This window comes from Microbacterium sp. MEJ108Y (assembly GCF_000834175.1).
In the GTDB taxonomy this organism is placed as follows: Bacteria; Actinomycetota; Actinomycetes; order Actinomycetales; family Microbacteriaceae; genus Microbacterium; species Microbacterium forte.
Window position 1 is genome coordinate 416203 of record NZ_JXQX01000038.1, and the last position, 21366, is coordinate 437568.

Annotated in this window: 25 protein-coding genes; 10 read left to right on the forward strand and 15 right to left on the reverse strand. The window is 68.4% G+C overall.

The genetic code is table 11. The features are described 5' to 3' along the window. Positions 1 to 24 precede the first annotated feature (24 nt). Genes RU09_RS16840 through RU09_RS16850 form a run of 3 tightly spaced genes read left to right on the forward strand, consistent with a single transcriptional unit; the run spans position 25 to position 3409 of the window. Positions 25 to 1047: an endonuclease/exonuclease/phosphatase family protein gene (locus RU09_RS16840; protein WP_042541985.1), complete on the forward strand. Its 1023-nt coding sequence runs from the start codon at positions 25 to 27 to the stop codon at positions 1045 to 1047. Between the two features lie 37 nt (positions 1048 to 1084). Next, positions 1085 to 2506, forward strand: a complete 1422-nt coding sequence (locus RU09_RS16845) for an aminopeptidase P family protein (RefSeq protein WP_042541986.1) — start codon at positions 1085 to 1087, stop codon at positions 2504 to 2506. Between the two features lie 9 nt (positions 2507 to 2515). Continuing rightward, positions 2516 to 3409 (forward strand): phosphotransferase, encoded by an 894-nt coding sequence (locus RU09_RS16850; RefSeq protein WP_042541987.1) that lies wholly within the window; start codon positions 2516 to 2518, stop codon positions 3407 to 3409. A 175-nt stretch (positions 3410 to 3584) separates the two neighbouring features. Here RU09_RS16850 and RU09_RS16855 read toward each other — a convergent pair whose 3' ends face one another. From RU09_RS16855 to RU09_RS16865, 3 genes are all read right to left on the reverse strand, one after another. Beyond that, positions 3585 to 4235, reverse strand: a complete 651-nt coding sequence (locus RU09_RS16855) for an alpha/beta hydrolase family protein (RefSeq protein ID WP_042541988.1) — start codon at positions 4233 to 4235, stop codon at positions 3585 to 3587. Further along, entirely contained in the window at positions 4235 to 4885 is a 651-nt protein-coding gene (locus RU09_RS18150) for a DUF4870 domain-containing protein (protein WP_197066101.1), read from the reverse strand. Before RU09_RS18150 ends, RU09_RS16855 begins: the two co-directional genes overlap by 1 nt. An 80-nt stretch (positions 4886 to 4965) precedes the next feature. Next, positions 4966 to 5730 (reverse strand): general stress protein, encoded by a 765-nt coding sequence (locus RU09_RS16865; RefSeq protein WP_042541989.1) that lies wholly within the window; start codon positions 5728 to 5730, stop codon positions 4966 to 4968. 99 nt (positions 5731 to 5829) lie between these two features. Here RU09_RS16865 and RU09_RS16870 point away from each other — a divergent pair, with 99 nt between their 5' ends. The 4 genes from RU09_RS16870 to RU09_RS16885 are packed head-to-tail and all read left to right on the forward strand — an operon-like array spanning position 5830 to position 9236. After that, positions 5830 to 7095, forward strand: coding sequence for a magnesium transporter MgtE N-terminal domain-containing protein (locus tag RU09_RS16870; RefSeq protein ID WP_042541990.1), 1266 nt, complete (start codon positions 5830 to 5832; stop codon positions 7093 to 7095). Beyond that, complete coding sequence (locus tag RU09_RS16875) at positions 7095 to 7640, forward strand: DUF1003 domain-containing protein (RefSeq protein ID WP_042541991.1); 546 nt, start codon at positions 7095 to 7097, stop codon at positions 7638 to 7640. The genes RU09_RS16870 and RU09_RS16875 overlap by 1 nt, the downstream gene beginning before the upstream one ends. After that, positions 7637 to 8755, forward strand: a complete 1119-nt coding sequence (locus RU09_RS16880) for an Mrp/NBP35 family ATP-binding protein (RefSeq protein WP_042541992.1) — start codon at positions 7637 to 7639, stop codon at positions 8753 to 8755. The genes RU09_RS16875 and RU09_RS16880 overlap by 4 nt, the downstream gene beginning before the upstream one ends. A 7-nt stretch (positions 8756 to 8762) precedes the next feature. Next, positions 8763 to 9236: a YcxB family protein gene (locus RU09_RS16885; RefSeq protein ID WP_231567652.1), complete on the forward strand. Its 474-nt coding sequence runs from the start codon at positions 8763 to 8765 to the stop codon at positions 9234 to 9236. 6 nt (positions 9237 to 9242) lie between these two features. Here the strand turns inward: RU09_RS16885 and RU09_RS16890 are convergent, their stop codons facing one another. Both RU09_RS16890 and RU09_RS16895 read right to left on the reverse strand, forming a co-directional pair. Further along, positions 9243 to 9815 (reverse strand): hypothetical protein, encoded by a 573-nt coding sequence (locus tag RU09_RS16890; RefSeq protein ID WP_042541993.1) that lies wholly within the window; start codon positions 9813 to 9815, stop codon positions 9243 to 9245. A 41-nt stretch (positions 9816 to 9856) separates the two neighbouring features. After that, positions 9857 to 10243 carry a translocase gene (locus RU09_RS16895; RefSeq protein WP_042541994.1) on the reverse strand — a complete coding sequence of 129 codons (387 nt, stop codon included), beginning with the start codon at positions 10241 to 10243 and terminating at the stop codon, positions 9857 to 9859. Between the two features lie 89 nt (positions 10244 to 10332). Between RU09_RS16895 and RU09_RS16900 the strand changes: the two genes are divergently transcribed. Next, on the forward strand, positions 10333 to 10968 hold the full coding sequence (locus tag RU09_RS16900) for an O-methyltransferase (RefSeq protein ID WP_042541995.1): 636 nt from the start codon (positions 10333 to 10335) through the stop codon (positions 10966 to 10968). A 90-nt stretch (positions 10969 to 11058) separates the two neighbouring features. Here RU09_RS16900 and RU09_RS18395 read toward each other — a convergent pair whose 3' ends face one another. The 3 genes from RU09_RS18395 to dapE form a co-directional block, all read right to left on the reverse strand. Further along, on the reverse strand, positions 11059 to 11232 hold the full coding sequence (locus RU09_RS18395) for a DUF3117 domain-containing protein (RefSeq protein ID WP_079112537.1): 174 nt from the start codon (positions 11230 to 11232) through the stop codon (positions 11059 to 11061). A gap of 96 nt (positions 11233 to 11328) precedes the next feature. Next, positions 11329 to 12546 (reverse strand): hypothetical protein, encoded by a 1218-nt coding sequence (locus RU09_RS16905; RefSeq protein WP_042541996.1) that lies wholly within the window; start codon positions 12544 to 12546, stop codon positions 11329 to 11331. Further along, a complete protein-coding gene (gene dapE / locus RU09_RS16910; protein WP_042541997.1) occupies positions 12528 to 13601 on the reverse strand; it encodes a succinyl-diaminopimelate desuccinylase in 1074 nt (357 codons plus the stop codon). The genes RU09_RS16905 and dapE overlap by 19 nt, the downstream gene beginning before the upstream one ends. 65 nt (positions 13602 to 13666) lie before the next feature. Between dapE and dapD the strand changes: the two genes are divergently transcribed. Both dapD and RU09_RS16920 read left to right on the forward strand, forming a co-directional pair. Further along, entirely contained in the window at positions 13667 to 14620 is a 954-nt protein-coding gene (gene dapD / locus RU09_RS16915) for a 2,3,4,5-tetrahydropyridine-2,6-dicarboxylate N-succinyltransferase (protein ID WP_042541998.1), read from the forward strand. Between the two features lie 227 nt (positions 14621 to 14847). Further along, entirely contained in the window at positions 14848 to 16263 is a 1416-nt protein-coding gene (locus RU09_RS16920) for a DEAD/DEAH box helicase (protein WP_042541999.1), read from the forward strand. 98 nt (positions 16264 to 16361) lie between these two features. Here RU09_RS16920 and RU09_RS16925 read toward each other — a convergent pair whose 3' ends face one another. From RU09_RS16925 to RU09_RS16955, 7 genes are all read right to left on the reverse strand, one after another. Continuing rightward, positions 16362 to 16832 carry an SRPBCC family protein gene (locus RU09_RS16925; RefSeq protein ID WP_042542000.1) on the reverse strand — a complete coding sequence of 157 codons (471 nt, stop codon included), beginning with the start codon at positions 16830 to 16832 and terminating at the stop codon, positions 16362 to 16364. Between the two features lie 11 nt (positions 16833 to 16843). After that, positions 16844 to 18163 carry a citrate synthase gene (locus tag RU09_RS16930; RefSeq protein ID WP_153302153.1) on the reverse strand — a complete coding sequence of 440 codons (1320 nt, stop codon included), beginning with the start codon at positions 18161 to 18163 and terminating at the stop codon, positions 16844 to 16846. 144 nt (positions 18164 to 18307) lie between these two features. Continuing rightward, positions 18308 to 19420: a succinyldiaminopimelate transaminase gene (gene dapC / locus RU09_RS16935; RefSeq protein ID WP_042542001.1), complete on the reverse strand. Its 1113-nt coding sequence runs from the start codon at positions 19418 to 19420 to the stop codon at positions 18308 to 18310. 3 nt (positions 19421 to 19423) lie between these two features. Continuing rightward, the gene (gene fdxA / locus RU09_RS16940) at positions 19424 to 19744 is read right to left on the reverse strand and encodes a ferredoxin (RefSeq protein WP_042542002.1); all 321 of its coding nucleotides are present in this window, start codon (positions 19742 to 19744) and stop codon (positions 19424 to 19426) included. Positions 19745 to 19753: 9 nt separating this feature from the next. Continuing rightward, positions 19754 to 20230, reverse strand: coding sequence for a histidinol dehydrogenase (locus RU09_RS16945; RefSeq protein WP_228385672.1), 477 nt, complete (start codon positions 20228 to 20230; stop codon positions 19754 to 19756). A 35-nt stretch (positions 20231 to 20265) separates the two neighbouring features. Beyond that, positions 20266 to 20580 carry an AzlD domain-containing protein gene (locus tag RU09_RS16950; RefSeq protein WP_042542003.1) on the reverse strand — a complete coding sequence of 105 codons (315 nt, stop codon included), beginning with the start codon at positions 20578 to 20580 and terminating at the stop codon, positions 20266 to 20268. After that, complete coding sequence (locus tag RU09_RS16955) at positions 20577 to 21287, reverse strand: AzlC family ABC transporter permease (protein WP_042542193.1); 711 nt, start codon at positions 21285 to 21287, stop codon at positions 20577 to 20579. The genes RU09_RS16950 and RU09_RS16955 overlap by 4 nt, the downstream gene beginning before the upstream one ends. Between the last annotated feature and the right edge of the window lie 79 nt (positions 21288 to 21366).

A 21366-nucleotide genomic window follows, 5' to 3' on the forward strand; every position in this document is an offset into this window, starting at 1 on the left:
GGGGGGACTTCTAGGCTGGTGGGGATGTTTCGACTACTGGGAATCCTCCTCACCGTGCTGTTCGCGATCGCGACGGCAGTCGTGGTGTGGCCTCAGTTCTTCCATCTCGAGCAGACGTTCCCCTTCGCTCAGATCGTCGCCGCCCGTGGAGTCGTGCTCGCAGCATTCCTCGTCATCGCCGCGCTGTCACTGCTTCTCCTCTTCGCGAAGCCATTGCGTGGCTTCGCGGCATCGGTCCTGATCGTCGCGCTGCTCGGAGCCGGGGCGACCGGAGCCATCGGCTTCCTGCGCGGATTCGGCGCAGACACGCTCCCCGCCCCCACCGAGTCGAGCCTCCGCGTGCTCACCTGGAACACCGCCGGCGACGAGGTGTCAGCCGAGGAGATCGCCCGCGAGATCCTCGATCGAGGCGCCGATATCGTCGCGCTCCCCGAGACCACGGAGGAGGTCGGCGAACAGGTCGCTGTGCTGCTGCGTGATCAGGACCACCCGATGTGGGTGCACCACGTGCAGTTCAAACCCGACGTCGTCGACGGCCCGAAATCGTGGCACACGACCGTCCTGGTATCCCCCGACCTCGGCGAGTACTCCGTGATCGCGTCGTCGGAAGACGGTTCGAACAACACCGGCTCGGTTCCCAGTGCGGTGCTGATGCCGGTCGATGGCGCAGGTCCGACCATCGTCGCCGTGCATGCCGTCGCACCGCGCATGGACGACATGGCGCAGTGGCAGAGCGATCTGCGCTGGATCGCGGACCAGTGCCCCGCGGGCGACTTCATCCTCGCCGGAGATTTCAACGCGACGATCGACCACATGGCGGGCCTCGGGGTCGACGGCGGCGACATGGGCTACTGCCGCGACGCAGCGACCCGATCGGGCAACGGCTTCAGCGGAACCTGGCCGAGCTCGCTGCCGGCTCTGCTGAGCACGCCGATCGACCACGTCATGGCATCGCCCAGCTGGACGGCGACCGGATCGGTCGTGATCGGAGGCGGGGGTGGCAGCGATCACCGCGGCCTGGTCGTGCAGCTCGAGCCCGCAGGCTGACATCCCGCAGTCGTCACGCAGGTGACAGACTGGAGGGATGAGCACCGCAGAACGCGACACGATCGCAGAGCCGACGACCGAGACTCCCGTCGAAGCCACCACCACGAACCGGAAGCAGCCCTTCCCCCGCGGGTTCCTCGACACGATCTCGACCGGATGGGCCGAGCGCCCCGAGTCGATCCCCGCGCCCCGCGCACAGGCGCCGTTCGCTGCCGTGCGCCGCGCAGCCGTCTCGGCAGCATTCCCCGGCAAGCGCCTGGTCATTCCTGCCGGGTCGCTCAAGCAGCGCAGCAACGACACCGACTATCCGTACCGCGCCCACTCGGCCTTCGCACACCTCACCGGCTGGGCATCGGACGCCGAGCCCGACTCGATTCTCGTGTTCGATCCCACCGACTCAGGCCACGACGTCACGCTGTATTTCCGCGAGCGCGCGGACCGCACCACGACCGAGTTCTACGCGGATGCCACCGTCGGGGAGTTCTGGATCGGCCCGCGCCCCTCGCTCGCCGGGGTCGCCGCAGACCTCGATGTCGCGACCGAGCACCTCGCGGAGTTCACGAGCGCTGACGGCGAACTCGTGCTCGACGAGGACGCCGACCTCACCCGGTTCGTCTCGGAGCTTCGTCTCGTCAAGGACGAGTACGAGATCGCCGAGATGCGCCGTGCCGTCGACATCACCGCCCAGGGCTTCGAAGACGTCATCCGTTCGCTCCCCGACGCGATCGCGCACGCTCGGGGCGAACGGGTCGTCGAGGGCGTCTTCCATCGCCGCGCCCGCGAAGACGGCAACGGCGAGGGGTACGACACGATCGCCGCATCGGGTCCCCACGCCTGCTACCTGCACTGGACCCGCAACGACGGCACCGTGGTCCCCGGCGATCTGATCCTCGTCGACGCGGGCGTCGAAGCCGACAGCCTCTACACCGCGGACATCACCCGCACTCTCCCCGTCTCCGGCACCTTCAGCGAGGTCCAGCGCCGGGTCTATGAGACCGTGCGCGAGGCTGCGGACGCCGCCTTCGCCGCGGCACGGATCGGCGTGCGGTTCCGCGAGGTGCACGAGGCCGCCATGCGCGTGATCGCCGCCCGCGTCGCCGAATGGGGCCTGCTGCCGGTGACCGCGCAGGAGGCGCTGGACGCAGATGCCGGCGGACAGCACCGTCGCTACATGGTGCACGGCACGTCGCACCATCTGGGCATCGATGTGCACGATTGCGCTCAGGCCCGTCGAGAGATGTACTACGACGGCATCCTCGCGCCCGGCATGGTGTTCACGATCGAGCCCGGCCTGTACTTCCAGATCGACGACCTCACCGTGCCCGCGGAGTACCGCGGCATCGGCGTGCGCATCGAGGACGACATCCTGATGACGCAGGACGGTCCGATCAATCTGTCCGCCGACATCCCCCGCACCGCCGACGAGGTCGAGGCCTGGATCGCTCGCATCCAGAGCTGAGCCCGCTGCATGCACGAGGGCGAGCTCGCACTCACGGAGGAGACCGCTGCGCGACTGATCGCGCAGCGGTTTCCCGCGCTCGCCCACCTGCCGGTCGAGCGCATACGCACCGCGGGCACCGTGAACACGATCACCCGGATCGGCGACGAGTTCGCGGCGCGGTTCCCCCTCGTCGTCGAATCGGCAGAGGCACTCGCTGCTGAGGCCGCGGCGATGGAGGAGCTCGCAGACGTCTGCGCGGTGCCTTCGCCTCGCTCTCTCGGCATCGGCATGCCGACGGCAGAGTATCCATCCGCATGGTCGGTGCAGACATGGGTGCCTGGCGACACAGCGTGCCGAGACCTTCACGCGACTTCTGATGCCCTGGCGCTCGACGTCGCCGCGCTGATCGCGTCGCTACGGGCCGCCGATGTGCGCGGGCGCGAGTTCGACGGTCAGGGGCGTGGTGGCGTCCTCACAGATCACGACGAGTGGGTCGCACTCTGCATCGAGAGAAGCGCTCATCTGGTCGATCCGGCCCGGGTGCGACGACTGTGGCGGGCTCTGCGCGATCTGCCGCGCTCCGGTCAGGATGTGATGAGCCACCGCGATCTCACCCCGTTCAACCTGCTGGTCGCGGGCGATCGCGTTGTGGGCGTCCTCGACGGCGGCGGATTCGGCCCTGCTGATCGCGCTCTCGATCTGGTCGCCGCCTGGCATCTGTTCGACGCGTCTCGCCGATGCATGGTGCGCGAGCGCGTCGGAGCGTCGGATGTCGAATGGCAGCGGGGCGCCGGGTGGGCGCTGCAGCAGGCGATGGGACTCGGCTGGTACTACGAGGACTCGAGTCCCGCGATGAGTGCTCTCGGACTCTCCACGGTGCGCCGTCTGCTCGACGACGCAGAGCTGATGTCGCTCACGTGATGCCTACGCCGGCGGATCCGCAACGATCTCGACCTTGAATCCCTGGTCGTTCTCGACCCACCCGGCGTAGTGATCCGGGCCGCCTGCAACCCCAATCGAGTCAGCAGCCAGTGCCAGCTTCGCGAAGCCTCGTCGAGATCGGGCACCCAGATCTCGACATGGTGCAGACCCCTCATCAGGGGTGCACGAACTCCGCGACGAAGGGTGCGAGCGACGCGCCGATCTCCGATGCGGGGCGCTTGCGTCCCTTCACCTCGAAGGTGTGACCGCCGCCGTCGATCCAGATGATGCGCGCGTCCTGGCAGGTCGCGACGACCTCTTCGAACTGCGCCAGCGGCTGGATGAACGGATCGTTCGCGCCCTCGATGAACAGCTGCGGAACGCTGATGGCCGGAAGGTGCTCGGCGCGCGGCTTCTCGGACTTGCCCGGCGCGTGCAGCGGGTATCCCAGGTACGCGAGACCGTCGACGGAGAGTCCCTGCGCGACGGCCATCGACGCCATCCGCCCGCCGTACGACTTGCCGGTCGCCCAGATGGCCGCATCCGGGTCCTGCTCACGCGCGAACGCGACCACGGCGTTCCAGGTCGCGATCGCATGGGTCGCCGGCCCTGGCATCCGGCGTCCCTGCTCGACGTACGGGAAGTTGAAGCGCAGCGTGGCGTGTCCACGGGAGGCGAGATCTTCGGCGAAGCCGGTGAGGAAGGGGTGGTCTTTGCCGGTGCCTGCACCGTGCGCGACGATCACGGTCGATCCGCTGTCCCCTGCCGACCAGTCAGCCGAGATGGCGACCGGTCCGGCGGGCAGATCGACGAGGATCTCGACCATCAGGCGCGAAAGTAGGGAATCGCGAACGGTACGCGCATGACTCTGCCGCCGGACGCCTTCACCATGCCCATGATGACCAGGACGACGTGGAAGACCGACAGCGCGAAGTAGATCGTGATCGGGATGCCGATGGGGTAGAACCCGCTCGACGGAGAATCGGCCGTGAGTGAGAACAGGATCACGAAGTGCGAGATGAGCAGAACCGTCGACACCAGCAGGTATGTGAGCCCCCAGTTCGCGGCCGCCCGAGCGTTCTCGCCGGCCACGCCTCCGAAGCGACGCGATGTCCCGCCGCTGACGGCCATGGCGATCCCCGATGCGAGTCCGCCGACGAACGGGAACGGGATCAGGATCAGAAGGCCGAGAGCCCATGGAAGAAGCCCGCGCGGCGGTACCGCTGCGGGATAGGTCCCCGCGGGGTAGCCCTGTGCCGGATAGCCGGGTGCCGGATGCCCCTGGGAAGGAGGCATCTGCGGCGGGGCGTAGCCGACGGGCTGCTGAGGCGCCGGAGCCTGGCCGGGAGCGGCGGGCGGCGCGTACCCCGGTGACTGCGACGCGGGCTGCTGCGCATATCCCGGAGGCTGCGGCGGCGCGTAGCCGTACACAGGCGCCGGTGCAATCGGGCCCTGCGCGGGAGGCGCGGAAGGCACGGGAGGCACGGGAGGCACGGGAGGTACTGCGGGGTGTGCGGGTGTCGCCGACGGGTCGGACGCGCGGTCTGCGTCGGACATCAGACGGTTCCCGCCGAGGTGGGCGGGAGGCCGGGCTTGCCGGGGTCGGGCGTGTCGATCGGCGGTGCGGCCGGCGGTGCGGCCGGATCTGCGGGGCGCGGCGGAACAGTCGGCTCTTCGGGAGCGGCTTCAGGTCCACCGAGCGGCGGGGTCGGGCCGGGAGTCGGGTCCTCTGGCGAGACGGGAGGCGCTGCCGGAGGCGCAGGCGCAGGCGCAGGAGCGGGCTGGCCACCCGGAGCGATGCGCTCGCCGTACCTCGGCGGCTCGTCCAGATCGACGGGCGCACGCACCGGTGCAGGCTTGGCCGCCCCCAGGGCGAGACGCGCCTTCGCGAGTGACGTGGCCTGCACCCGCACCTCGTAATGGTCTGCGGCGAACTGCGTGACGCTCGCGAAGTCGCGGCGTCGGCGCACGATCGCATAGGTGACGAGGCTGAGGAGCATTCCGAGCGCGACGCCGATGAAGACGAACCCGACGAAGAGCTGGATCGGCACCTCGGGGTTGCCGATCACGAGGATCGCGGAGAGGAAGAGACCGATGAGCACGCCGTTGATGGCCCCCGATCGTGCCGCGGCGGCATAGCCGAGTCGCCCCGTGATGCGCTCGACCGTCCGGACGCTCTGCCCGATGATCGCGATGTCTCGGGCCGGCACCTCCTGGGCGATCAGTTTCGACACCGTCTTCTGGGCGCCTTCGTAATCGCGGGTGGAGGCGACGATCTCGCCCTCATCGCGGCTGTCGGCTGGACGGTTCAGCATGCTCATCCCGCCATTGTTCCATGCCTTGTGGTGACAGGGCCGGGAGTGTGTCGTGCTGCGGCCCCGCGGGGGCCGCGGGAGGGCCCTGCGCACTACGCTGGACGAGTGAGCACACAACGGGTATTCGCCGCGCGCCTGGCAGGCTGCGCCGTCTTCGATCCCGTCGGCGACCGGCTCGGCAAAGTCCGAGATGTCGTCATCGTGTACCGAAGTACGGCTGCTCCGCGTGTCATCGGCCTCGTCGTCGAGATCCCCGGGCGACGACACGTCTTCCTGTCGATAGGACGAGTGACGTCGATCCGTGCAGGCCAGGTCATCAGCACCGGACTCATCAACGTGCGCCGCTTCTCGCCGCGCGCCGGAGAGGTGCGGGTTCTCGCAGAGCTCTTGGGCCGACGGGTCAGCCTCGTCGACGGCACCGGCACTGCTGTCATCGAAGACGTCGCCATCGAGCCGAACCGCCTGGGCGAGTGGGCCGTCAGCCAGCTCTTCCTCCGTCGCCCGAAGACCAGCGCCTCGCCGTTCGCCAAGGGCCCGACGACGTTCGCCGCCTGGAACGAGGTCACCGAGCAGCACTCCCCCGGCGAGTCCCAATCGGCCGAGCAGCTCGTCGCCTCCTACTCCGAGCTGCACGCCGCCGACCTCGCGAACACCCTGCTCGATCTGCCGCAGCAGCGCATGATCGAGGTCGCAGAGGAGCTCTCCGACGATCGGCTCGCCGACGCCCTCGAAGAGATGCCCGAGGACGACCAGGTGCACATCCTCGACCGCCTCGGCGACGAGCGAGCCGCAGACATCCTCGACCAGATGGAGCCGGATGACGCCGCCGACCTCCTCGCTCAGCTGCCGCCCAATCGCCTCGAGCAGCTGCTCGAGCTGATGGAGCCGGAGGAGGCCGAGGACGTCAGGATGCTGCTGCGGTACGGCCCTGACACGGCCGGCGGTCTCATGACGCCCGAGCCGATCATCCTCTCCGCCGATGCGACCGTGGCCGAAGCGCTGGCCCTCATCCGGCGTCACGAGCTGCACCCCGCCCTTGCTGCAGCCGTGTTCGTGACCCTGCCGCCCTTCGAGACGCCGACGGGCCGACTGCTCGGAATGGTGCACTTCCAGAGGATGCTGCGCTACCCGCCGCACGAGCGGCTCGGCGCGATCATGGACGACAGCCTCGACCCCGTGCGCGTCACCGCATCGGCTGCGGAGGTGGCCAGGATGCTCGCGAGCTACGACCTCGTCTCGCTTCCGGTGATCGACGCCGCCCATCGTCTGGTCGGCGCCATCAGCATCGACGACGTCCTCGACTATCTGCTGCCCGACGACTGGCGCACACACGACAGCGACGAGCCGTCGATCCCGAAGGAGGTGCGCTGATGCCCCGCTCCCGCTCGCGCTCCCCTCAGCTCGACGCCCCTCTGGGCCGCGGCACCCCTCGGCAGCGGCCGACATCGCGTGACCGCTTCGGCCGCTTCACCGAATGGGTCGCCCGTGCCATGGGCACCCCGGCGTTCCTGCTCATCCTCACCCTGTTCTGTGTGCTCTGGATCTGCTGGAACACCCTGCTGCCCGACCACCTGCGCTTCGACGATGCCGCGCTCGGCTTCACGGCCCTCACCCTCATGCTCTCGCTGCAGGCGTCGTACGCGGCCCCCCTGATCCTCCTCGCGCAGAACCGCCAGGACGACCGCGACCGCGTGCAGATCGAGCAGGATCGCCAGCGTGCCGAGCGCAACCTCGCCGACACGGAATACCTGGCCCGAGAGATCGTCGCGCTGCGGATGTCGCTCGAAGAGCGCAACAACCAGGTCGTGACCCGGGATGTGCTGCGCCACGAGCTCAAGTCGCTGCTCGCCGAGCTCGGCGAGCAGGACGAGGAGCCGAGCGAGCGACGCCCCCGCGGCCGCTCCACATCATCATGAGCTCAGCCGACTCCGTCCGAGCGGCCGTCGCCGCTGTCACCGACCCCGAGCTTCGCAGACCCATCGGCGATCTCGACATGGTCAGGGATATCAGTGTCGATGGAGCACACGCGCACGTCGCGATCGTGCTCACGATCGTGGGCTGTCCCGCAGCGGCTCGCATCGAAACCGATGTCCGCGCCGCGGCCGCTTCGGTGCCCGGCATCGCCGAGGTGGACGTCGAGGTCGGCGTGATGACGCCGTCAGAGCGCAAAGCGCTCACCGAGAAGCTGCGCGACGGGCGGCCTCCTCGCCAGATGCCGTTCGGCCCGGACTCACTCACACGGGTGATCCTCGTCTCGAGTGGCAAGGGCGGCGTGGGCAAGTCCACTGTGACGGCGAATCTCGCGGTGGCGCTCGCGGCTCAGGGCCTCTCGGTCGGCCTCGTCGACGCCGATGTGCACGGCTTCTCGATCCCGGGCCTCCTCGGCATCCCTGCGGGAACACAGCCCACGCGCATCGACGACCTCATGCTCCCGCCCGTCGCCCATGGCGTGAAGACCATCTCGATCGGCATGTTCCTCCGCGACGGGGAGGCTGTGGTCGCCTGGCGCGGACCGATGCTGCACCGCACCGTGCAGCAGTTCCTGACAGACGTGTTCTTCGGCGATCTCGACATCCTGCTCATCGACATGCCTCCTGGCACCGGTGACATCGCCATCTCGATCGGGCAGCTGCTGCCCCACGCCGAGGTGCTGGTCGTCACGACGCCGCAGGCGGCAGCATCCGACGTGGCGATCCGCAGCGGGCTGGTCGCTCGCCAGACCGGGCAGCGGGTGATCGGGGTGGTCGAGAACATGGGAGCCCTCACGCTTCCGGACGGCACCGTCGTCGATCTGTTCGGTTCAGGAGGCGGTGCAGCCGTGGCCAGTGCGCTGTCGGAGACGCAGTCCGTGCCGCTGCTGGCATCGATCCCCCTCAGTCCCGCGCTGCGTACGGGAGGCGACGAAGGGGTGCCCGTGGTGCTCAGCGCCCCCGACGATGCGGCGGCCGTCGCGATCCGCGAGCTCGCAGGTTCCCTCGCCGCTCAGGGGCGCGGCCTCGCCGGTCGTTCGCTGCCGATGACCCTGGGCTGAGACGATCGTGGCTCTCACCGTCGACGAACAGCTGCTTCGGGGCATGGCACGCGACGCCGCGATCTACGCCCTCACCCGCCCCGTCGCGATCGTGATGTGGATCGCCCTCGTCGCAGCATTCGTCGTCAGCATCCTCAACCTGACCGCCGTGCGCGGCAGCCAGGGGCTGGCGGGTCTGCTGCCCGTCGCGAGCATCGCCCTCATGGTCTACGCGGTCGTCATGACTGTCGTCGGCGCCAGACGCGCCGTTCGGGCCGCCACCCCTCCCGGCAGCGCGGTGTGGCTTCGGCTCGATGACACCGCTCTGCACGTCGGCGCCGGCAGTCGGTCGTCGGACATCTCTTACAGCACCTTCCAGAGCGTTCGTGCCGGCAGGCATGCCGTGCTCTTCAAGCTTCGAGGCGCGTCTGCGATCACGGCGATCCCCCGTGCGCTGCTGTCCGATGACGACATCGCGACTCTCCGGGCCAGGATCGGCTGACTGCGATCAGGTCTGGGGCGGCCTCGGAACGCGGCGTGTGATCAGGCGCCTCAGCAGGATCACCAGAGGAAGAAGCACCGCGAGGGGTGGACACATCACCGCTCCGAGAGCAAGCAGAGTCCCCACCGGGTAGTCGTTGCCGCCGGTGCGGCCCAGTCCGATGCTGCCGTCACCGATCGAGTCGCCGGCGACGAGGAATCGCCCGTCGTACGTGTCGAGCGAATCCCGGCAGTCCACCAGGTGAGTGCCCGCCTCGGCCGCGGTGAACTGGGCGGACTGCACGAACCCGGTCCGCGGCGTCATCCACCACAGCACGTCGTCCCAGCTCACCGCGGATGGGCCCTGCTGCGGACGCTCGGCGCCGTCCGGCCCGATGACGCTGCAATCCATGGTGCCGAGCGTGGCGGAGATCCCGCTGGTCCAGATGCCGACGCGAGCCCCGGAGTCGAGGTCGACCGCCATCGTCTGCCCGATCGGGACGTCCGCGGCGCTCTCGATCGACCGCACGATCGGCAGCACCCAGAGGGCCCAGATGAGGATTCCGGTCACGGCGCAGAACGCGGCGGCGAAGAACGCCATCCGGTCTCTGTTCCTCAGCCGACTCTGGTCGACCGTCCGCGTCACGTGGCTTCGGGATCGAACGGGGGCGGACTCGCGACCGAGAACTCCGGTCGCACCCTCGGCGTTCGCACCGGCTTCACCGTCGGCTCTGCGACGACCGCCTCGGCTCTGGCGGGCCCGGGCGCCGCGTCGTCTTCGAAGAGAGCGTCGCGGATGATGCGTCTGGGGTCGTACTGCCGAGGGTCGAGCTTGCGCCAGTCGACGTCATCGATGTCGGGGCCCATCTCGTCGCGGACGCGCGATTTGGTGTCACGGAGGAACTCGCCGGCACGCCGAGCGAGCTTCGCGACGCTCTCGGCGTAGCGGGGCAGCCGCTCCGGTCCGATGAGCAGCGCAGCGATCAGACCGATGAGCAGCAGCTTCTCGAAGGTGATCCCGAACTGCATGTGTCCAGGCTACCGCCGCGCCTGCCGTTGTGCCGCGCACCGAGCGCATACGCTGGGAGAACACATATCTCAGTCGGGAGAATCAGTCAATGAGCGAGAACGATGCGAACGCACGTTTCATCCGCGAGTCGATCGTGGAGCCTTCGCCGATCGCCCGCGCGCGTGCGCACGCCATCGAACTCGGCGCTTCGCCGATCAGCGCGGCCGTCGGCTCGCAGATCGCGGTGCTCGCCGCGGCGACAGGTGCCAGGTCGATCGTCGAGATCGGCACCGGAGCCGGTGTCTCGGGCCTCTGGCTGCTGCGAGGGGCGCCGCAGGCCGTACTGACCTCGATCGACAACGAACCGGAGCATCTGGCCGCGGCTCGTCAGGCGTTCTCCGACGCTCGGGTCGCCCCGACGAAGGCTCGGTTCATCACCGGTCGCGCCGCCGACGTGCTGCCGCGCATGAACGAAGCGTCCTATGACATCGTGCTCGTCGATGCGGACCCCGAGAACGTCATCGACTACGTCGAGCACGGGCTGCGGTTGGTTCGCACCGGCGGGATGGTCCTGGTCCCCCGGATTCTCGGTGGCGGCCGCGTGGCCGACCCCGTGCAGCGTGACGAGGTGACCTCGGCCTATCGCTCGCTCGTGCAGGAGACCCAGGAGTCCTCAGCGGTGCTCGCGACCGTCTCGAGCTCCGGTGAAGGCCTGCTGCAGCTGATTAGCGTCGGTGAGGGCTGAGCCGACGACACCCCGCACAGACGGAAGAGGGCGACGGATCGATGATCCGTCGCCCTCTTCGTGAATCCGCGTGCGCGAATTCGAGTTCTCTCAGGCGGGCTTCACGACGGCTGCCAGCACGTCGTGGAGTTCCTTCGCCTCTGCGTCGTTCACGGAGACGACCAGACGGCCGCCTCCTTCGAGCGGGACGCGCACGATGATGAGTCGTCCTTCTTTTACGGCCTCCATGGGTCCGTCTCCGGTCCTCGGCTTCATCGCTGCCATCGTGGGCTCCTTTTCCTCCGGTGGTATGCGATCAGTTTATCGGGTGTTACCGGAACCTGGATGTCCCCTATGAAGAAATGCATCAAGCCTTAACATTCACGGCACCTGCCAGAACGTGTTCCCCAACGCATAGATGTGGTAGATCCAGAGCCACTGACCCAGCAGGCAGACCGCCAGAACCCCCAGCCGCCAGACGCGCGAGCGCGGCACCGCGAGTGCTCCCCAGGCAGGACTCAACGGCAGGAGCAGCCGGAAAGTGCTCGACTGCGGGAAGAAGACGGCGAGCAGATAGAGGAGGTAGCTCGCGCTCCAGAGCCTGAGATCGGGACCGAGCGCGCGCACCTGGGGCAGATAGAGCAGAGCCGCACCCGCCACCACGACGAGGAGCGCCAGAGCGACGGGGCCCCACGCGCCGGGAAGCCCCCACTGGGCGAACCAGAACTGGGACGCCTGGATCCAGCCTTCGAACGGCACGAAACCCTCGACGCCGCCGACGAGCCAGTTCCTGCGCCAGGCGAGCTCGGTCGCGAGGTACGCGCCGGGGTCTCCGGTGACGATGCCCGCGATGACCTGCCACGAGAAGCCCGCGATCGTGGCGAGGGCGCCGAGCGCCACGATGTGCACGATCTCCCGCAGGGCGAGCGGGTCGTCTCGGCGGTGCCACCAGCGGAGGATGCCGTGCAGACCGAGGTAGAGCGCGAATGCGAGGATCCCCGGTCTCGTGAACGCCATGACGGGGATGAGCAGATAGAGCCAGACGTAGTTCCTGCGCACCGTCGCGTCGAGCGCCAGGAACAGCAGGAGGAGGAACAGGGTCTCGGCGTATCCGACCTGGAACATCGCCGCGACAGGTCCGGAGGCGAAGAACACCACCGACCACATCGTCGCCCGCGCGCCGATGCGCTCACGCAGCAGTCGGTGCAGCGCGAGGCAGGCGAAGTAACCGGCCACGAACGACAGCAGGAAAGCGCCCATCCCCCACGAGCCGAACACGAACCCGACCGTCTTGGCGGCGAAAGCGAACACCGGCATGAACGCCCAGGCGTTCTCTGCGACCTCACCGGACTCGGTGAGGGGAAGAGAAGACGGATATCCCTCTTCGGCGACGAGCCAGTACCACTGCGCATCCCACCCGACGATGAAGTCGGCGAGCCCCGGCTCTGCCCCGAACCTCGACAGCGACGTCGACAGCGTCGCCGCCGCGATCATCATCGCGGTCGTCACAGCGCGCGCCGCGAGGTAGATCAGGGCGATCCGCAGCGCCAGCGGTGCGGCCGCCCACCGACGGGTCGCGGTCAGCGCGAACTGAGCCATGCGCGCAGTCCTCGCTCGACGGCGTCGATCTGCGCGAGCGGAACGCGCTCCTCGTCATGATGCGCGAGGTGCGGGTCCCCCGGTCCGTAGTTCACGGCGGGGATGCCGAGGGCCGAGAAGCGAGCGACGTCGGTCCATCCGTACTTGGGGCGCGGCTCGGCGCCGACGGCAGTCACGAAGTCCCGGGCGATCGGGGCATCGAGACCTGGCCGCGCGCCTTCGGCGGCATCGGTGATCTCCACGTCGAAACCTGCCAGCAGGTTGCGGATGTGCGCTTCTGCATCCGCCGCCGACTTGCTCGGAGCGAACCGGTAGTTCACCTCGACCTCGCACGCATCGGGAATCACATTGCCCGCGACCCCTCCCGTGATCCGGACGGCGCTCATGCTCTCGCGATACAGCAGTCCGTCGACCGCGATCTCCTTCGCACGGTACTCGGCCAGACGCGCGAGGATCGGGGCCGCCCGATGGATGGCGTTCTCTCCTATCCAGGCGCGGGCGGCGTGCGCGCGCACGCCGGTGGTGCGCACGATCGCACGCATCGTGCCGTTGCAGCCGCCTTCGACCTCACCGTTCGACGGCTCACCGAGGATCGCGAAATCGGCCCGGAAGAGGTCCGGCCGCACCGCAGCGAGGAGAGCCAGCCCGTTCTTCGACGCCTCGACCTCCTCGTTGTCGTACCACATCCAGGTGATGTCGACCGTGGGCTCGGTGAGCTCGGCCGCGAGTTTGAGCTGCACCGCGGTGCCGCTCTTCATGTCGACGGTCCCTCGACCCCAGAGATGGGCGACACCGTCGATCTCGAGGTCCTTCGTCGGCACGTTGCCGTTGATCGGCACAGTGTCGATGTGCCCTGCGATCGCCACCCTCTGGGCTCGTCCGAGGTTCGTACGGGCGACGATCGTGTTGCCGTGACGGATCACCTCGAGGTGGGAGTAGACGGAGATCGCCTCCTCGATGGCGTCCGCGAGCGTCTTCTCGTCACCCGAGACACTCGGGATGTCGCAGATCGCACGGGTCAGGTCGACAGAGGACGCTGTCAGATCGAGCATCATGCACCCAGCCTACTTACCCCGACATCTGTGCGATCGTCCACGCCCGCTCGCGATACCGTGGAGGCATGACTGAGGCGCGCACCGTGTGGGGTACCGGACTTTCGACGACCGCCGGCGACGGCACAGTTCTCGACGCGTGGTTCCCCGGGGTGCTCACCGAAGCCCCGTCGGCCGAAGACGCCGAGGCCGCACTCCTCGCGCTCGAAGCGCTGGCAGGTCCCGACGAGCGACGCAACGTCACCATCGAGACCGTGCAGCTGCACATCGATCTGGATGCCGCGCCCACGTCGACAGTCGACGCCTATCTGCGACTGCACGCGCTCTCACACCTGGTCGTGCGGCCGAACGAGCTCAACCTCGACGGCATCTTCGCCCACCTGCCGAACGTGGCCTGGACCAACGCCGGCCCCGTGCACCCCGATGACGCCGCACGACTTCGCCCGTTGCTGCAGCGGGCAGGGATCCAGGTGCAGGGGCTCGACAAGTTCCCCAGACTCACCGACTACGTGCAGCCGGCGGGCGTGCGCATCGCTGATGCCTCACGCGTCCGCCTCGGCGCCCACCTCTCCCCCGGCACGACGGTCATGCATGAGGGCTTCGTGAACTTCAACGCGGGCACGCTGGGTGCGTCGATGGTCGAAGGACGCATCTCTCAGGGGGTCGTGGTCGGCGACGGCAGCGACATCGGCGGCGGTTCGTCGATCATGGGCACGCTCTCGGGTGGCGGTGCACACCGCGTCTCGATCGGATCCCGCACTCTGTTGGGCGCCAACGCGGGAATCGGCATCTCGCTCGGCGACGACTGCGTCGTGGAAGCCGGGCTCTACGTGACGGCGGGCACCAAGGTCGTGCTCCTCGACGCTCCGGCGACCCCTGACGGCGGCAGGAAGACCGTCAAGGGCGCTGAGCTGTCGGGCCAGAACGGCCTGCTGTTCCGCCGCAATTCGCTCAGCGGAGCAGTTGAGGCCGTGCGGCGCGCGGGTGTCGGCGTGACACTCAACGAGGCGCTCCACGCCTGAGCGACGCGCTGAGCGGGAGCGCGTCCCAGGCTTCTCCCCCTGACGCGTGATAGTGTCGAATCGACGATCCTCGCACTGCGAGTCGTCTGCGTCGTCGACACGCTCCCGCGCCACTTGCCTGGTTCTGGCCATTTCGAACGGCGAAACGATGCGCGATCCCGCGCCGTCGCCCACCCTTCCGCACCCGGCCCGTTGGTACGTGCGTGCATTCTCACGGAGATACCTTTATGACTTCCTTCCTCGATCTCGGCGTGCCCGCCGACCTCGCCGCCGTCCTCACCAAGGACGGCAAGACCGAGGCGTTCGCGATTCAGCGCGACACGCTTCCCGATTCCCTCGCCGGTCGTGACCTCCTCGGCCGCGGCCGCACCGGCAGCGGCAAGACGATCGCGTTCGCCCTCCCCCTCGTCGCCCGCCTCTCCGCATCTTCGCGCAGCAGCCGCCCCGGTCACCCGCGTGGTCTCGTGCTCGCGCCGACCAGGGAGCTCGCCACGCAGATCGCAGCGACCATCGCACCGCTCGCCGAGGCCAAGGGCCTGCGCGTCACGACCGTCTTCGGCGGCGTCAGCCAGCGCCCGCAGGAGCAGGCGATGCGCAACGGCGTCGACATCGTCGTCGCGTGCCCCGGCCGTCTGGAAGACCTGATGAAGCAGCGGGTCGTGCAGCTCGACGCCGTCGAGGTCACCGTCCTCGACGAGGCCGACCACATGGCCGACCTCGGGTTCCTCCCGGGCGTCACCCGCATCCTCACCGCCACGCCGGCCGGCGGCCAGCGTCTGCTCTTCAGCGCAACCCTCGACCGCGGCATCGACACGCTCGCCCGCCGCTTCCTGTCGAACGCCGTCAGCCACGAGGTCGACGAAGAGAGCGTGCCCGTCGGCGAGATGACCCACCGCGTGCTGGTCGTCGACTCGACCGACAACAAGACCGAGCTCGTGCGCGAGCTCGCGTCGGGCACCGGCCGGCGCATCCTCTTCACCCGCACGAAGCACCAGGCCAAGAAGCTCGCGAAGCAGCTCACCGCAGCCGGCATCCCGGCCGTCGACCTGCACGGCAACCTGTCGCAGAATGCGCGTGAGCGCAACCTCGGCGCCTTCTCGGCAGCCCCCGAAGACGGCGGCGTGCGCGTCCTCGTCGCCACCGACGTCGCTGCCCGCGGAGTGCACGTCGACAACGTCGATCTCGTCGTCCACGTCGACCCGCCCATGGAGCACAAGGCATACCTGCACCGCTCAGGTCGCACTGCTCGTGCCGGAGCCGCAGGAACGGTCGTCACGGTGGTGCTCCCCGAGCAGCGCCGCGATGTGAAGGATCTGCTGCGCAAAGCAGCGATCAGCGCCGCTCTCGAGCCCGTCACGACGGCCGCCGTCAGCGAGCTGGTTCCCGAGCGCGCCGCACACGTGCGTCCTGCTCCCGTCCAGGCGCAGCAGCGCCAGGCGCCCAAGCAGCGTCCCGCGGGCGGCGAGCGCAACTCGGCCGCCAACCCGCCGTCGCGTCGCAGCCGTCGTCCCCGCTCTGGCCAGAGTGGTCAGGGTGCGCCGGCAGCGCAGACCGGTTCGCGACAGGGCGGCCAGGGCGGATCTCGCCAGGGCGGTCAGTCGCGCAACCAGGGCGGCCGTGGCTGGAGCTCGCAGGGTCGCTGAACCCCGCTGCAAGAGAGGCGGGTGCGCCGATGCTCAGGCATCGACGCACCCGCCTTTCTGCGCCCCGACGAAACCGGAGTGTGCGGAGGGCGCCGTGATCAGCGTCCTACCGCCGCCAGCACCTTCGGATCCGAGCAACCGCGGGCGAACCCGGCGAGGCGACGACGGATCTCGAAGCCGAGCACTCGAACTCCGATCCATTCGGCGAACGGTGCGAGCCACGCGGGGCGGCACGAGAAGTTGTACTTCCACACAGCCAGCGTGCCCTCCGGCACCTCGGTGAACCGCCAGCCGCCACCGAGCTTGGTGAAGAACCAGGGACCCCGCTCCATCACCATGCCCACGTTCGTGGGTGGGGCGTACGACACGTAGCGGCTGACCATCGAGAGACCGAACCGCTGCCGGGTGAAGGTGCGCACACCCTTGGCGGGCGCATCCGCGTCGTCCATGAGGTGCTGCTCGCTGATGAAGCGGTCCCAGCGTCGCCGCACCGCTCCCGTCGTCTGAGACACCGCGAACGCCGTCGCGGGGTCCACCGGCACGACCGCTTCGGCGCTGACGACAGGCATCGCGCTCGGCGTCAGCGAGTCTGGAAGGTGCGCTCGGGAGATCCCGTGTAGAGCTGCTGCGGGCGGCCGATCTTGGTCTGCGGGTCGAGCTGCAGCTCACGCCACTGCGCGAGCCACCCGGGGAGACGACCGATCGCGAACAGCACGGTGAACATGCGGGTCGGGAAGCCCATCGCCTTATAGATCACACCGGTGTAGAAGTCGACGTTCGGGTAGAGACGACGCTCCTTGAAGTAGTCGTCTGCGAGAGCGAGCTCTTCGAGTTCCTGAGCGAGGTCGAGAAGCGGGTCCGTGACGCCGAGCTCGGCGAGCACCTCACCGGCTGCTTCCTTGACGAGCTTGGCGCGGGGGTCGTAGTTCTTGTAGACCCGGTGCCCGAAGCCCATGAGCTTCACGCCCTCTTCCTTGTTCTTCACCCGCTCGACGAAGCGAGACACGCTCTGGCCGGAGTCACGGATCTGGCCGAGCATCGTGAGGACGGCTTCGTTCGCACCACCGTGCAGCGGGCCGGACAGCGCCTGGATGCCCGCAGAGATCGATGCGAACTGGTTCGCACCGGTCGAGCCGACCAGACGCACGGTCGAGGTCGACGCGTTCTGCTCGTGGTCCTCGTGCAGGATGAGCAGCAGCTCGAGGGCCTTCGACATGACCGGATTGACCTGGTACTCCTCGGAGTGCACGCCGAAGTTGAGCTTGAGGAAGTTCTCGACGAAGCCGAGGGAGTTGTCGGGGTAGAGGAACGCCTGGCCGATGCTCTTCTTGTGCGCGTAGGCGGCGATGACCGGCAGCTTCGCCAGCATCCGGATCATGTTCAGCTCGACGTGCTCGGGGTTGTGCGGGTCGGTCTGACCCTCGTAGTAGGTCGAGAGAGCGGCGACGGCCGACGACAGCACAGACATCGGGTGCGCCGTGTGCGGCAGCGCCGAGAAGAACCGCTTCAGGTCTTCATGCAGCAGCGTGTGCCGACGGATCTTCTCATCGAACTCCGCGAGCTCGGCGGCGGAGGGCAGCTCACCGTAGATGAGGAGCCAGGCGACCTCGAGGTAGCTCGTCGATCCCGCGAGCTGCTCGATCGGATATCCGCGGTAGCGCAGGATGCCCTTGTCTCCGTCGATGAAGGTGATCGCGGACTTGGTGGACGCGGTGTTGACGAAACCGTAGTCGAGCCCTGTGTAGCCGGTCTGCCGCGTCAGCGTCGAGAAGTCGATGCTGTCGGTGCCCGCCGTGCCTCGCACGAGTGGGAACTCAGCGGTCGTATCGCCGATCGTCAGCTTCGCTGTCGCCTGCTGCTCTGCCGCTGCGCTCACGCGGGCCTCCTCATGGATCTTCATCAAGTCGGATGTGGCGATGTCACGGCGCTGAGCACCAGGTCTGTTCGAGATCATCGATACACAACCGAATCGCCTTTACAGCCTAGTAGGCACACAGGCCTACTGTGACAACCGACAAAAGAACCCGCAGTCTGAGGCGAGAACCTACACGGCTTGTTCGCGCAGGCGCCGGGCGCCCTCGGCGATCCGTTCGGAAGGAGCCGTCAGCGCCAGCCGCACGTGCTCGTTCGAGAACGCGCCGTAGAAGGGGCCGGGACCCGCGAGGATGCCGAGATCCGCAAGCCTCTCGATGCTCGTCCAGGCATCCTGCCCCTCGGTCGCCCACAGGTAGAGGCCGGCTTCCGATCCATCGATCCGGAACCCCGCAGCTTCGAGCGCCGGCCGCAGGATGTCGCGCCGCCCACGGTAGAGCTCCTTCTGAGCCGCGACGTGCTCGTCGTCACCCAGAGCCACGGCCATCGCGTGCTGCACAGGCTCCGGTGGCATCAGCCCCAGGTGCTTGCGCGCGGTGAGCAGCTCTCCGACGATGCGCGCGCACCCCGCCACGAAAGCGGCCCGGTAGCCGGCGAGATTCGACTGCTTGCTCAGCGAGTAGACGCTGAGCAGATTCGCCCTGCTCCCACCCGTCACGCGCGGGTCGAGGACCGAGGGGATCGGCTCGGTCGCCCACTGGCCGTCCCACCCGAGCTCGGCGTAGCACTCGTCGCTCGCGAGCACGGCCCCCAGCTCCCGAGCGCGCAGAACCGCGGCGGAGAGCTCCTCCACCGTCCAGGTGCGACCGTCGGGGTTGCCCGGCGTGTTGATCCAGATGAGCTTGGTGCCCTCGGGCCAGTCGGCAGGATCGTCGGAAGGCAGCGGCGTGGCCCCGACGACGCGGGCACCCACCTCGTAGGTCGGGTATGCGATTCGGGGATGCACGACGATGTCGCCGGCGCCGAGACCGAGCAGGGTCGGCAGCAGGGCCACGAGCTCCTTCGAGCCGATCGTGGGCAGGACGTTGTCGACCGTGAGGTCGACCACTCCCCTGCGGCGGGCGTACCACGCGACGATCGCCTCACGCAGAGCGGGAGTGCCGACGGTCTGCGGGTACGCGTGCGCGTCCGTCGCCTCCGACAGAGCTCGGCGGATCAGCTCGGGCGTCGGGTCGACGGGCGACCCGACGGACAGGTCGACGATCCCCTCCGGATGCAGGGCAGCGCGCTGACGATAGGGAACGACCGCATCCCACGGATAGTCGGCGAGATCCCGAACGCTCACCGACTACTCGCCCTGTGGCGGGAGAGCGGCGATGATCGGGTGATCGTGCGCGATGACGCCGACCTTGGCGGCACCACCCGGAGAGCCGACCTCGTCGAAGAACTCGACGTTGGCCTTGTAGTAGTCCTGCCATTCATCCGGCAGGTCGTCTTCGTAGTAGATCGCCTCGACGGGGCAGACGGGTTCGCACGCGCCGCAGTCGACGCATTCGTCGGGGTGGATGTACAGCGAGCGTTCGCCCTCGTAGATACAGTCAACGGGGCACTCGTCGATGCAGGCGCGATCCTTGACATCGACGCACGGGAGAGCGATCACATACGTCACTCGACCAGTCTACGACTCGCCGCCGGTCCGATCGCCCAGAGCGGGGGCACGCCGAGCACTCGGCGCTTCGCCGTCGGACGCCCCAGACGACATTGCGGGCGCAGGCGCAGGCGCATCGGTGCGCGCGGGAAGCCGGGAGAAGGACGGCCATGCCACGGCGAGAAGCACGAGTCCGGCGACGAGATAGGTCCAGATGCGACCGCTGAGCGTGTCTTCGACGACCACCGACCCACCAGGGCCGACGCCGGAGATCAGCATCAGCATGCCGAGCATGCCGAGCCCCGCGGCGAGAGTCGCGCCCCGGTCGTGGGTGAGCGCCCGGATCGCGACGAGGATCGCCCCGCACGCGACCGCTCCCACCAGCAGCCCCACGGGCACCGGTCCCCACATCAGGCTGTGTCCGATCGTTCCCGCGACGCCGAAGACGCCGCCGACGAGAGCCGCGGCGATCCAGGAAAGCACCCGGGAGATCCATCCAGTACGCACGAGTCGATCCTACGCGCGCCGAGGATCTGCTCGACTCAGGCAGCGAGGCCGAGAAGCCTCAGGATCGCGGCGACGACCGCAGCGGCGAACACCACGACCAGGAACGACTGACGCAACCACAGAAGACCGGCCGCGACGAGCAGAGCGGGGACCCGTGCATCGACGACCACGGCCTGCCCGGCTCCGAGAGTCTGCACAGCCACGAGTGCGGCGAGGAGCGCCACGGTCAGCAGGTCGGAGATGCGAGCCGGTCGTGGCGCCTCGAGCACGCTCGGCGGAACGAGATAACCGCTGGCCTTGAGCGCCAGGCAGATCACCGCAGCGAGCAGGATCGCGCTCCACACGCTCATCGGTCGATCTCCCCGGGGCCGGCCGTGGAGCCGTCGACTCGTCCCAGCCAGTTGAACCAGCCGACGACGATCGCGACGACAGCCGCGACCAGCACGGGCAGACCGGGCATGATCAAGGGCGTGAGCGACGCGGCCACGACAGCTGCGGCCACACCGACCGCGATCGCCTGGCGCTCCTTGAGGCGCGGCCAGAGCAGAGCCAGGAACGCAGCGGCAGCGGCAGCATCCAGCCCCCAGGTCTTCGGGTCGCCGAGCACGTCGCCGACCAGAGCGCCGATCAGCGTCGTGATGTTCCATCCGATGAAGATCCCGATGCCGGTCACCCAGAAGCCGACCTGCCTCAGACGAGGATCTCTCTGCGAGATGGCCACCGCGGTGGACTCGTCGATCGTGAAGTGCGCCGCCGCGACTCGGCGGGCGGGCGTGGTTCCGACGATCGGAGACATCCGCATGCCGTAGGCGACGTTGCGCACCCCGAGCAGCGTCGCCGAGGCGATGGCCGAGGGAAGCGCCGACACGCCTCCGGCGGCGAACACGCCGACGAATGCGAACTGCGATCCGCCCGTGAACATCAGCAGGCTGAGCACGCACGTCTGCCAGACATCCAGACCGGATGCCACGGCGAGCGCGCCGAAAGAGACGCCATAGGCGCTGGTCGCGAGAACCACGCCCAGCGCCTCGCGCCAGACTTCGCGCTCAGCGGTCATCGCGAGATCGTTCGCTGCAGTGAACACATGATCATCATTCTGAACAACGCCTCATGGATAGTCAAGCGAACGATCGTTT

Excerpts from the sequence above, each read along its gene's own strand:
- RU09_RS16840 (WP_042541985.1), top strand. The coding sequence starts at position 25 with ATGTTTCGACTACTGGGAATCCTCCTCACCGTGCTGTTCGCGATCGCG.
- RU09_RS16845 (WP_042541986.1), top strand. The coding sequence starts at position 1,085 with ATGAGCACCGCAGAACGCGACACGATCGCAGAGCCGACGACCGAGACT.
- RU09_RS16850 (WP_042541987.1), top strand. The coding sequence starts at position 2,516 with ATGCACGAGGGCGAGCTCGCACTCACGGAGGAGACCGCTGCGCGACTG.
- RU09_RS16855 (WP_042541988.1), bottom strand. The coding sequence starts at position 4,235 with ATGGTCGAGATCCTCGTCGATCTGCCCGCCGGACCGGTCGCCATCTCG.
- RU09_RS16865 (WP_042541989.1), bottom strand. The coding sequence starts at position 5,730 with ATGAGCATGCTGAACCGTCCAGCCGACAGCCGCGATGAGGGCGAGATC.
- RU09_RS16875 (WP_042541991.1), top strand. The coding sequence starts at position 7,095 with ATGCCCCGCTCCCGCTCGCGCTCCCCTCAGCTCGACGCCCCTCTGGGC.
- RU09_RS16880 (WP_042541992.1), top strand. The coding sequence starts at position 7,637 with ATGAGCTCAGCCGACTCCGTCCGAGCGGCCGTCGCCGCTGTCACCGAC.
- RU09_RS16890 (WP_042541993.1), bottom strand. The coding sequence starts at position 9,815 with ATGGCGTTCTTCGCCGCCGCGTTCTGCGCCGTGACCGGAATCCTCATC.
- RU09_RS16895 (WP_042541994.1), bottom strand. The coding sequence starts at position 10,243 with ATGCAGTTCGGGATCACCTTCGAGAAGCTGCTGCTCATCGGTCTGATC.
- RU09_RS16900 (WP_042541995.1), top strand. The coding sequence starts at position 10,333 with ATGAGCGAGAACGATGCGAACGCACGTTTCATCCGCGAGTCGATCGTG.
- RU09_RS18395 (WP_079112537.1), bottom strand. The coding sequence starts at position 11,232 with ATGGCAGCGATGAAGCCGAGGACCGGAGACGGACCCATGGAGGCCGTA.
- RU09_RS16905 (WP_042541996.1), bottom strand. The coding sequence starts at position 12,546 with ATGGCTCAGTTCGCGCTGACCGCGACCCGTCGGTGGGCGGCCGCACCG.
- dapE (WP_042541997.1), bottom strand. The coding sequence starts at position 13,601 with ATGATGCTCGATCTGACAGCGTCCTCTGTCGACCTGACCCGTGCGATC.
- dapD (WP_042541998.1), top strand. The coding sequence starts at position 13,667 with ATGACTGAGGCGCGCACCGTGTGGGGTACCGGACTTTCGACGACCGCC.
- RU09_RS16920 (WP_042541999.1), top strand. The coding sequence starts at position 14,848 with ATGACTTCCTTCCTCGATCTCGGCGTGCCCGCCGACCTCGCCGCCGTC.
- RU09_RS16925 (WP_042542000.1), bottom strand. The coding sequence starts at position 16,832 with ATGCCTGTCGTCAGCGCCGAAGCGGTCGTGCCGGTGGACCCCGCGACG.
- RU09_RS16930 (WP_153302153.1), bottom strand. The coding sequence starts at position 18,163 with ATGAAGATCCATGAGGAGGCCCGCGTGAGCGCAGCGGCAGAGCAGCAG.
- RU09_RS16950 (WP_042542003.1), bottom strand. The coding sequence starts at position 20,580 with ATGAGCGTGTGGAGCGCGATCCTGCTCGCTGCGGTGATCTGCCTGGCG.
- RU09_RS16955 (WP_042542193.1), bottom strand. The coding sequence starts at position 21,287 with ATGACCGCTGAGCGCGAAGTCTGGCGCGAGGCGCTGGGCGTGGTTCTC.